This is a genomic window from Microcoleus sp. T3_B1 (genome assembly GCF_036700445.1).
GTDB lineage: Bacteria > Cyanobacteriota > Cyanobacteriia > Cyanobacteriales > Microcoleaceae > Microcoleus.
The window spans coordinates 1-10,942 of record NZ_JAUBOX010000140.1; the positions used below are offsets into that span (position 1 = coordinate 1).

Genomic DNA, 10,942 nt, shown 5'->3' on the forward strand with positions numbered 1-10,942 from the left:
ATCTCAGTTAAAACTTGCATCTTGCACCATTCTCAAAAACGGGCAAGATGCCCGTTCCACAAAGAGTGAATTTTCTTGTGGAACAGGCATCTTGCCTGTTGCTAAACAAGTAATTGAAAATGGTGCAACATCTCAGTTAAAACTTGCATCTTGCACCATTCTCAAAAACGGGCAAGATGCCCGTTCCACAAAGAGTGAATTTTCTTGTGAAACAGGCATCTTGCCTGTTGCTAAACAAGTAATTGAAAATGGTGCAATATCTCAGTTAAAACCGACTGAAATATTGACAGATAGTCCTCTTGAGAGGACTTCAGCTATGAGACAGGGAATTCATTCCCTGTCGGACTATAGGTTTTTGGCTCAATCTGTACCGCCATCTTCGATAATCAAACAAGGCCGCCAAGTGTCCCTAAACGGCCGCATTCTCCCCCTAAGTTGGACTCAGCAGCCGGCAAACAGCACTTCTGGGAATTTCCGAACTTGGATTGCTGACGTTGGATTGATGCAAGGTGCGGGAGTGGATTTGCTTAGCAGCGCCGACAGTATCAAACAACCGGTGCAGTGGTTTTCGGTATCTTTAATCGGCGCTCAAAGCTTAGCAGCGCGGGCAACAGGCTCGTATCGTTACTTAGATGTTACCGATTTTGCTAGACTTGCGGGCTGGGAGATATCTGCTGATGGGAATATTCTAAAAATTACTTCTCAAACTGCAAGTGTTACCGGAATTCGGCAAGCAGAAATAGAATCGGGCGATCGCATTGTAGTAGATATCGATCGACCAACCCCTTGGCAAGTCAACTTTGTCGATAAACCAATCCCGTCGCCGACACCCACACCCAACCCCCCGGACGACCCCACAAAGCCCGCTATCCCAATCCCAAGCCTCCGCACAGCGCCAAACCTCGAAACACCAGACGACCCGACCAAACCCGCTCTCCCGCTGCAAATAACGCCCGCAGCGCCGATCGCCGGTCAAGAATGGTCGATCGCGATCGATGCCAAAGTCGCACCCGCCATAATTCAGCAGACTTTCTCAACCAGCAAACAATTGCTATCACTAAAAGTCGAACCTGACGGCGTTCAAACCAAAGTCAAAGTGACGATTCCTTTGGGTTGGCGGCCGCAAGTTTTCACCCTGGGAAATCCCAATCGATTAGTTATCGACATTCGCCCAGATTCGTTAGTAGAAAAAAACATTGTTTGGGCTCCCGGTGTGCAGTGGCGGCAGCAGTATCAGAATTTAGGAACCGCGCGTTTTCCAGTAGTTTGGTTAGAAGTTAATCCGCGTCAAGCTGGTGTAAAAATTAGACCAATTCTCAGCAATCCGCCTGCCGATCAAGGCACTGCACCTTTATTGCAAACAGCAGAAGTTTCGGGTGCGGCGGCGGCGATTAATGCAGGTTTTTTCAATCGAATTAATCGCTTAGCTTTAGGGGCAATTCGGCGGGAAAATAAATGGCTTTCCGGGCCGATATTGAACCGGGGGGCGATCGCATGGAACGATCGGGGAGAATTTGCGATCGATCGTTTAACTTTGCAAGAAACTGCGATCACTTCGGCAAATCAAATTTTGCCGATTTCTCATCTCAATAGTGCCTACGTACAACCGGGAATCGGTCGCTACAATTCTGATTGGGGAACAACTTATACTCCGTTGTCTGGCAATGAAATAGTTGTGACAGTTGCGGGCGAGCGAGTTGTCAGCCAATCCCCCGGAGGTGCGGCGGGAACAACAACTTTTCCCATTCCAGCTAACGGTTATATTTTGGCTTTGCGTGCCGATTTGTTTCCTGCATCTGAACTCTCCATCGGCACTTTATTGCGTTTAGAAACTAACACTTTTCCTGCTGATTTCAACCGTTTTCCGTACATTCTGGGCGGCGGGCCGGTATTGGTACAAAACAGTCAAGTTGTGCTGGATGCTAAGGCAGAAGGGTTTAGCGATGCCTATGTTAGACAGACAGCAATTAGAAGTGCGATCGGGCGAACTGCTGCGGGGAATTTGCTGATTGTAGCGGTGCACAATCGTGCGGGCGGGGCGGGGCCAAATTTCGCAGAACTGGCGCAGATATTGCAGCAAATGGGTGCTGTGGAGGCTTTAAATTTGGATGGGGGAAGTTCGACGAGTTTGTATTTGGGAGGTAGTTTGCTCGATCGACCTCCGTCTACTGCTGCGAGAGTTCATAATGCGATCGGTATTTTCATTCAACCATAAACCGTCACCTTAAATTGTAGGGTGCGTCAGCGTCCGTTATCTTCTCAAAAATTGAGAATCTCCCCACTGACGCACCTTACAAACTCTTGTTCTCCCGTTATTAAAGGGGCTAGGGCAGGGGGGGAGTAGAAGTTTTTATAATCCAAAATCGCAAATCGAGTGGCTTGTTTGTATGTGATGATAACGGGATATTCCCCGCGCAATTTGCAGGAGCAAGACCTGTTTTTGGCGGTTTTACAAAATGATGCGGTTCCTGTGCGCGATCGCACTTCTGCGATTCCTCAACCGCTAGCTACAGTTATCGATCGCGCTTTAATTGACAATCCTGATATTTATTATCAAAGTGCAGCGGAATTTAAACAAGCCCTATTCAATAGTATATGATAATTGATTTCATATTGACACTGTAACTTTTTTATTGCAAGAGGTAGATTGAGATTTACAGTTGGGTGGGGGCGGGTTTATGAGATTATTGGTCTTAGGCTGAGATTTTGGGTAAAACCCGCCCCTACAGAATGTTGTTATCATTGTGGATTGGACTCTCGCATTCGGATCTAAAAGTCTTGGGTTAGCCTCAAAATCTCTCGCCCGAATGCGAGAACCCCTACAATCTTCACACAACTCAATCTGCCATCACAGACAACACATACTCTCCTTGATTTACTGACTGATTTGTCGAAACATCAAAAATGAAAACATCCGACTCAGCACAAACATCAACCAAACTCGGAAATTCCCCATTCTTATTAAAGCTGAGAATTTGATAAAGCCGATCGCCCTTTTTGACATAACTCCCCAATTGCACTCGATTTTGAATCATCCCGCCCGCCGGCGCGTAGTATTTGAACACTGAATTCTTGGGGGTAAAAATAACGTGATGATTCGCAGTTTTCGGGAGAGGAAATCCATCTATTTTCAATAAACCCTTACTGGCTAAGTAATTTTTGATGCCCCGCAAGCCATTCGCCACAGACTCGGGATTCATTTCCATCCCCGAACCTAATTCTAAAGTCCAAGCTTCCACGTCAAATTGAATCGCACTTCCCAACTCTGCTAAAATCTTCTCCAAAGCCAGCCAAGGCTTGAGAAACGCCTCGTCAAAAGCATCGCCGTCGTACTCGTTCATCAAGATTGCCCGATCGAGCAAAAAAGCTTTCGCACTGTCCTCGCGGGAATTAAAACAGTAAAGGTAATCTAAACTTTGATTCGTAGAACTGTGCAAATCCAGCACGTAGTCAGCATCCAAACACAAAGATTGTAGCTGATATCGGTAAAGTTGGCTGTAGGGGGCGCAACTAGGAGCATTAATTTTTTCCAACTCTTTGGCAAAACTCAAAGCAATCGCTTTTCTGTAATTAACTTTGACAGTATCGGCATCGAGATGGATGTGAGCATTAGCAAAACCCAGAATATCTTCCCCTTGTTTTTCAAAATCCCAGAAAATCCGGTTCCAATTTACCCCATCATAAAGATTGAAGCGACCAGGAGAAAAATGGTGCGATCGCTGACTGACACCTACAGGATTACAAACAGGAACTAGCCAAATTTCCCCGCTTAGCTGACTGCTGTCCAAAGACATTAAAAACTCAATTAATTGGTGAATCACAGCATTACCGCTAATCTCAGCGCCGTGCAGGTTAGATTGGAGATAAGCTTTTTTGCCGGGAATCGCACCTTGGAACTGATAGACTTGCAGTGAAAGCCGATCGCCCGAAGCAAGCTGCACCACAGGAATAGTCGAAATAACTGGAATCATAGAGAAGGAAGTTCGGCAACGGATTATGTAACGGATGTAACGGATGTCAGGAAGAGGGAAGAGGGAAGAGGGAAGAGGGAAGAGGGAAGAGGGAAGAGGGGAGAGGGAAGAAGGCAAAATTTTTTTCTTTCTTCTGCCAACTGCCAACTGCCAACTGCCAACTGCCAACTGCCAACTGCCAACAGACTTATTCCTTCATAGCCGATTTGCGGGCGTTGGTCTAAAATCAATACAGTCCTCTGCTGACTTGCTTTCAGCAAGATTTAAGCATACTTACCCTGCAACCTTATAATAATCCTTGTGCCAGACACTGCCCAGAACCGCCCAGAGCTGGATCTGAAGACCATATTTCCCTTCGAGCTAGATAACTTTCAGAGAGAGGCGATCGCCGCCCTCGATGCAGGTAAATCCGTTGTCGTGTGCGCTCCCACAGGCTCTGGGAAAACGTTAATCGGGGAATACGCCATCCATCAAGCACTCTCCAGAGGGCGGCGCGTCTTCTACACCACTCCCCTCAAAGCACTCTCTAACCAAAAGCTGCGCGACTTCCGCAGTCAATTTGGAGACGACAACGTAGGTTTGCTGACGGGCGACATCTCCGTCAATCGAGATGCGCCGATTTTGGTGATGACTACCGAAATATTTCGGAATATGCTCTACGGTACGCCGATCGGAGAAGTCGGTACTTCCCTCACCGGAGTCGAAACCGTGGTGCTCGACGAGTGTCACTACATGAACGATCGCCAGCGTGGTACCGTCTGGGAAGAATCCATCATCTACTGTTCGAGCGAAATTCAACTGCTCGCCCTCTCAGCAACCGTTGCCAATAGCGACCAACTCACAGACTGGATTAACAAAGTCCACGGGCCCACAGAGCTCGTCTACTCAGACTTTCGGCCAGTACCGCTGCAATTCCACTTCGCCAACCAAAAAGGGATATTTCCCCTGCTAGACGACACCGGCAAAAGAGCCAATGTCCGATTAGTCCCCAAAAAGAAGCAGCAAAAAGTAGAAAGAGGCAGCATCCCCACTCCGAGTTTGACCGATGTTTTGGCTCGGTTGGACGATCGAGATATGCTACCAGCAATTTACTTCATCTTCAGCCGTCGCGGGTGCGACCAAGCAGTCGCAGAAGTCGGCAATTTCTCCCTAGTTAACGAAGCCGAAACAGCCGAACTCAAACGCATCATTGACGATTTTTTACAGCGAAACCCAGAAGCAGAACGCTTCGGTCAAAAAGAAGCACTTTTAAAAGGCATCGCCGCCCACCACGCAGGCATTTTGCCCGCTTGGAAAGGTTTAGTAGAAGAACTTTTTGGCAGAGGTTTGATAAAAGTCGTATTTGCCACCGAAACCCTAGCAGCCGGGATTAATATGCCCGCCCGCACCACAGTCATTTCCACCCTGTCCAAGCGCACCGACAAGGGACACCGACTGCTAAACGCTTCAGAATTCCTGCAAATGGCCGGTCGGGCGGGTCGGCGGGGCATGGACAAGCTGGGGCACGTGGTCGCAGTTCAGACGCGCTTTGAAGGCGCAAAAGAAGCCTCGTATTTGGCAACAGCCAAAGCCGACCCCCTCGCCAGTCAGTTTACTCCCAGCTACGGCATGGTGCTGAATTTGCTGCAAACTCACACTCTCGACGAAGCTCAAGAGTTGGTAGAGCGGAGTTTTGGTCAATACCTGTCTACCTTGTACTTGCAGCCGCAGCAAGAAGAATTAGACCGATTGCAAACAGAATTGGCGGTGCTTGAACAGTCCCTGGCGGCCGGAGGAAATGTCTCCACCCTGGAAAAAGAGCTCGCTCATTACGAAAAATTGCAGGGAAGACTCAAAGAAGACAAACGTTTGCTGAAAACTCTATTGCAGCAAGCTGAAGAAGCCAGATTTAAGGAGATGTCCGTAGCTGTGGCTTTTGCAGTGCTCGGCACGGTTCTGAGTCTCAAAGGCAAGCACGTTCCGACAGCTAAACGATCGCACACAAATCCTGTACCCGCCGTATTGGTTGCCAAAATCCCAGGTTCCGGCCAAGCACCAAATTTGGTGTGCTTGGGCAAAGATAACCGCTGGTATGTCGTCGCCATTAGCGATGTCGCGAGTCTGCACGCCGAATTACCCCGCTTGACCGTTGCAGATACCTTGAACCCGCCGTCGGAAATGCTCCTGAGACTCGGCCAATGCCGCTTGGCAAATGAAGAAACTGCTTCAATTGCTGCATCGATCCCAGAATTGCCCGCACCAGAACCGAGCCCAGAGGCGATCGAGCAACAGCGGAAAATCGCAGCCGTAGAAGCTAAGCTAGAAATTCACCCGGTTCTAGAATGGGGCAATCCCGGTACTTTGCTCAAACGCCAGCGCCGCCGGGAAGAATTGAAAAAAGAAATCCGCAAAAGCGAACAAGAGTTAGAAAAGCAACGAGCTCGCTACTGGGAGCAATTTCTCAACTTAATCGACATCTTGCTGAATTTTGGCTGCTTGGAAAGAGTAGTTTCGGCAACTGGAAACCGAGATGACTCCTCCGACAGGTTGGTACCCACAATCTTGGGCCAAGCTTGCGCCGCCATTCGTGGCGATAACGAACTGTGGCTGGGTTTGTCCCTGATGTCTGCAGAGTTTGACGAACTCGACCCCCACCACCTCGCTGCTGCTTGCGCGGCCTTAGTTACAGAAGTTTCCAGGCCCGACAGTTGGACTCACTACTCGCTGTCGCCGGAAGTTTTGGCACCTTTGGACAATCTACAAAAAGGCCTGCGCCGCCGATTGTTTCAAGTGCAGTACCGCCACGAAGCTGCAATCCCGATTTGGCTGGAACGGGATTTAGTGACTTTGGTTGAGCAGTGGGCTCTGGGTGTTGAATGGCTGGAACTGATTAGCCATACGAGTTTGGATGAAGGGGATGTGGTGCGGATTTTGCGCCGGACTTTGGATTTCTTGTCTCAGATTCCTCATGTTCCTCATGTTTCGGATGCTTTGCGGAGGAATGCTTGTCGGGCGATGCAGTTAATCGATAGATTTCCGGTGAATGAAGCTGCAACTTAGAAAATTGTTGACAGTTGACAGTTGACTGTTGGCTGTTGACTGTAAGCATTAGTGTCAAGTTAAGCCTGAAACCATGTCTAAATCAGGGTTGTAGCCGAGTCTAGATCCCCCTAAATCCCCATTAAGAAGGGGAGTAGGAGTTGACTTTGAGCAGACTCCTGTCCCCTTGCACCGCATTTGTCCGGTCTCTGTTTTTCCCCCCTTAATAAGGGGAGTAGGGGTTGACTTTGAGCAGACTCCTGTCCCACCCCCTACTCCCCTTATTAAGGGGGGTTAGGGGGGATCTAGACTTCGCTACAAACAAGAGAGACGGTCGGTTTAACGTGTTTGTTGACACCAACGGGCTGTCAACTGTCCCGCATCTAAATTGTATTTTTGGTTTTTCAAGCAAATGCACCCACATTTTAATCGAGAATCTAAAATCCAAAATCTAAAATCGATCGATCGCACTTTTTCCTGATTCAGGTTGCAGAACAGGATAGACAATTGTATGGTGCGGATCGATCGCTCTTAATTGTTATTAAATTTTTCTTTAGCGGTGTGGTGAGTAATTCTCATATTTATGCAACAAATCAAAAAGCCTGTTCAAATGCCTGATGCCTGCTCCCAGGTTCAAAAAATTCGCTTTTTCACTTTCTTGCAAAGAGTCTTAATTGGAACTCTAGCGAGTACGTTACTCAATCTCTTCATCCTATTTCCCTCTCCGAGTTTCGCAGAAGTAGTTCTGGGCGTTGTTCGCAGTTCCGAGAATTCTCCCGACTGGGTAAAGATTACCACGCGCCTCTGGGAAAGCGGCATTGCTTACAAACCAATCAATCTCGAAGAAATCAAAAATTTGGCGGATTTAACAGGCGTTAACGTGCTGTTTTTACCCAATATTGAAACTTTGAGTCCGACGCAAATTAAAGTTTTAGAAGCTTGGGTCTCCCAGGGCGGCCGCTTGATTGCTTCGGGCCCAGTCGGCCGCAGTTCCCCGGCTTTGGTGCGCCAATCTTTGCGATCGCTCCTTGGGGCCTATTGGGCTTTTCCGTTAACCCAACCGGCGACGCCGCAACCGCGCAGCCGCTGTCGGGATCTCGCTTGCACTACTTCTAGCAGTTGGATGCCCCCAGAACAAAAAAATGCCTCAGTCCAAGGCGGTGTCTTGATTCCGGCTGATGCAAACAGTCAAACTATTGCTACTTGGAAAGATAGTTCCGGTTCCTCCGCAGCCATCGCCACGGATCGCGCTACCTATCTCGGCTGGCGCTGGGGTAGCGAGGGTTCGGCAAATGTAGATAAGGCTTGGCTGCAAGCCTCGATCGCCCGCTGGGGAGGCACAATCGCTTCTGGGCCCTCCGCGCCGCCCACTGCTGCCGGGATCCCACTGCCAAGTCCCCCCTCCAGAGTCAGTAGAAACAGCCCTAGTTTGCCGCGTAGTACCCCGCTGAGCCGACTTTCTCCCTCTGGCTCGCTTCCCGATCCAGTACCTGCAACTTTTACAGACCCTTCCGATCAGTCGGCGCCGGCGGGTTTGGACGTGCAGCCCAATTCCAATAAGCCGATCGTCAGCATTGAAGCGTACTTGATGCGCCAAGAACTCACTAACCTCCTCGGCCGGTTTGAAAGCGCCTTGACAGCATCTAATTCAGCCAATACCGCCATCAATCTTAATGCTGCTACCTCCCCTCAACTGCTGGCTGCAGAACAGGGCGGTGGCGGCCCGGCAGCCAGCCGCACCCCTGTTCTGCAAGCGATCAGGGGACGGGCGATCGCCCAAGCGCGGCAGGTTCTGCAAACTTTCGACCAACTCCTGCAAGAGCAAAACTACGCGGAGGCGAGATCGCAGTGGGTGGAAGCGCGGCAGTTGCTGTGGGAAAATTACCCGAAGGAAGGGCAGCGCGTTGGGGCGGAAATTCGCGCGGTTTGGCTCGATCGCGGGACGATCGTCGCAGCGCGATCTGAACAGGGTTTGGCGGCAGTGTTCGATCGACTCGCCGCCGCCGGTATCAATACTGTTTTCTTTGAAACTTTGAATGCCGGATATCCCATTTATCCCAGTCAAGTTGCACCGCAACAAAATCCCCTGACTGTTGGCTGGGACCCGCTAGCATCTGCGGTTAAATTAGCCCACGAGCGAGGCATGGAACTGCACGCTTGGGTTTGGGTTTTTGCCACAGGAAATAAGCGCCACAATACTTTAATTGGCCAGCCTAGTTCTTATCCTGGGCCGGTGCTTTCCGCTTATCCAGATTGGGCAAATATTGACAATAAAGGACGCAGGCAAAATCCTAACGATGGTAAATTTTATCTCGATCCGGCGAATCCGGAAGCACGTAATTATTTGCTGCAAATTGTCAGCGAAATTGCCAACAACTACAAAGTAGATGGGGTGCAATTAGACTATATTCGCTATCCTTTTCAAGATGACAATGCGAATTTTACTTACGGTTACGGTATTGCGGGGAGGCAGCAATTTAAGCAGTTGACTGGTGTAGATCCGGTGAATATTTCGCCGAGTTCCGGCAGTTTATGGCGGCAGTGGGTTGAGTTTAAAACTAATCAAATTAATAGTTTTGTAGCTGAAGTTTCTCAGCTTTTGCGGCAGAATTATCCGCGCACTATTCTGTCGGTGGCGGTGTTTCCTCACCCGGAAAGTCAGCGGATTTACAAAATTCAGCAAAATTGGGAAGTTTGGGCTCGTCAAGGTATTGTAGATTTGATTGTGCCGATGACTTATGCTTTGGATACGAACCGACTTCAGCGCATTACGGAACCGCTGGTAAAGGAACAAATGCTCGGTTCGGCTTTGATTTCTCCGTCGGTTAAGTTGTTGACTCTCCCGGAAGTTGTGGCGATCGACCAAATTCAAGCTTTGCGCGATTTGCCGACAGGGGGCTATGCTATTTTTGCGGTGGAAAGTATCAGCAGCGGGATGCAGGGCTTTTTTAACCGCACTCAAGGCCCGCCAGTGCGTTCCACTTCTGCTGCAGAGCCGATTCCTTACCGACAGCCGTTTGCGGCGGCGGCTTCGCGGTATACTGCTCTCAAGCAGGAATGGAGTTTTTTGTTGGCTAACAATCAGTTGCGGGTGTCGGAATCTGAACTAAAAGTTTTGCAAAGTCGAGCCGATGAATTGGCGCAAGCTTTGAGCAAGTTGGCGGCAAATCCTTCGAGAGAAAGTTTAGCAACTGCTAAAAGATTGTTGGGGAGTTTTCAATCTCAATTTCAATCTTCGATGCGCTTGCATTCTGCAGAAAATAGCTATCAGGTGCAAACTTGGCAAAATCGTTTGGAGAGTTTGAATATGCTTTTACGTTACGGCGAAAGGATGGAGTTGAATCGCAGGTAAATATAGATTTTTCGGGTGTGTGCTGCTGTGGATAGTGCGATCGTGCTAACATTTGGGCGATCGTACTCTAATTAAGTTAGTTCACGATCCACAGGTAATCCTCACCTTGGTTTTTTCACAGCAATACTTGGTTCGAGCTCGCAGATTCAGTAAAAAACCCGGTGGTTGAGCGAACCCGAAACCCCCTGTCTTGAGTCGAAGTGCGATCGCGAACTTTAAGTTTGTAAGTAGGTCATCGCCAAATAACCATAGTATCTTATCAGGGAGGGTTGAGTTAAGATCCACGATCGAAGCGAGTAGATGAGTCCTCTCACCCGCCCGAACCATGTAATGTTTATTTGCACCTACTTACTTAGTGAGGACGGAAGTCCTCAAAACTCTTAAACGTCGAACTCAAACAATTTGATAATGAGTGATATCGTTTCCCGTTGCATCGGATAAGAGTCAACCATTGAGTTTTCCGACACCGAGTCAACAGTCAACAGTCAACAGTCAACAGTCAACCATTGAGTTTTTCGACACCAAGTCAACAGTCAACAGTCAACAGTCAACAGTCAACAGTCAACAGTCAACAGTCAACAGTCAACAGTCAACAGTCAAC

The 10,942-nt window shown here is 48.8% G+C and carries 6 protein-coding genes; 5 read left to right on the forward strand and 1 reads right to left on the reverse strand.

The window, feature by feature from the left end:
• A partial coding sequence (locus tag QT990_RS34450) for a phosphodiester glycosidase family protein (protein ID WP_333466337.1) occupies positions 1 to 2,215 on the forward strand: 2,215 nt, incomplete at its 5' end.
• Positions 2,216 to 2,374: 159 nt separating this feature from the next.
• Positions 2,375 to 2,599 (forward strand): hypothetical protein, encoded by a 225-nt coding sequence (locus QT990_RS34455; protein WP_333147720.1) that lies wholly within the window; start codon positions 2,375 to 2,377, stop codon positions 2,597 to 2,599.
• A gap of 238 nt (positions 2,600 to 2,837) precedes the next feature.
• Here the strand turns inward: QT990_RS34455 and QT990_RS34460 are convergent, their stop codons facing one another.
• On the reverse strand, positions 2,838 to 3,971 hold the full coding sequence (locus QT990_RS34460) for a succinylglutamate desuccinylase/aspartoacylase family protein (RefSeq protein WP_333147718.1): 1,134 nt from the start codon (positions 3,969 to 3,971) through the stop codon (positions 2,838 to 2,840).
• Positions 3,972 to 4,271: 300 nt separating this feature from the next.
• Between QT990_RS34460 and QT990_RS34465 the strand changes: the two genes are divergently transcribed.
• From QT990_RS34465 to QT990_RS34475, 3 genes are all read left to right on the forward strand, one after another.
• Positions 4,272 to 7,010, forward strand: coding sequence for a DEAD/DEAH box helicase (locus QT990_RS34465; RefSeq protein ID WP_333147716.1), 2,739 nt, complete (start codon positions 4,272 to 4,274; stop codon positions 7,008 to 7,010).
• Positions 7,011 to 7,599: 589 nt separating this feature from the next.
• Positions 7,600 to 10,341 (forward strand): family 10 glycosylhydrolase, encoded by a 2,742-nt coding sequence (locus tag QT990_RS34470; protein ID WP_445305473.1) that lies wholly within the window; start codon positions 7,600 to 7,602, stop codon positions 10,339 to 10,341.
• Between the two features lie 412 nt (positions 10,342 to 10,753).
• Positions 10,754 to 10,942: hypothetical protein (locus QT990_RS34475; RefSeq protein WP_333300989.1), on the forward strand; the 189-nt coding region annotated here is incomplete at its 3' end.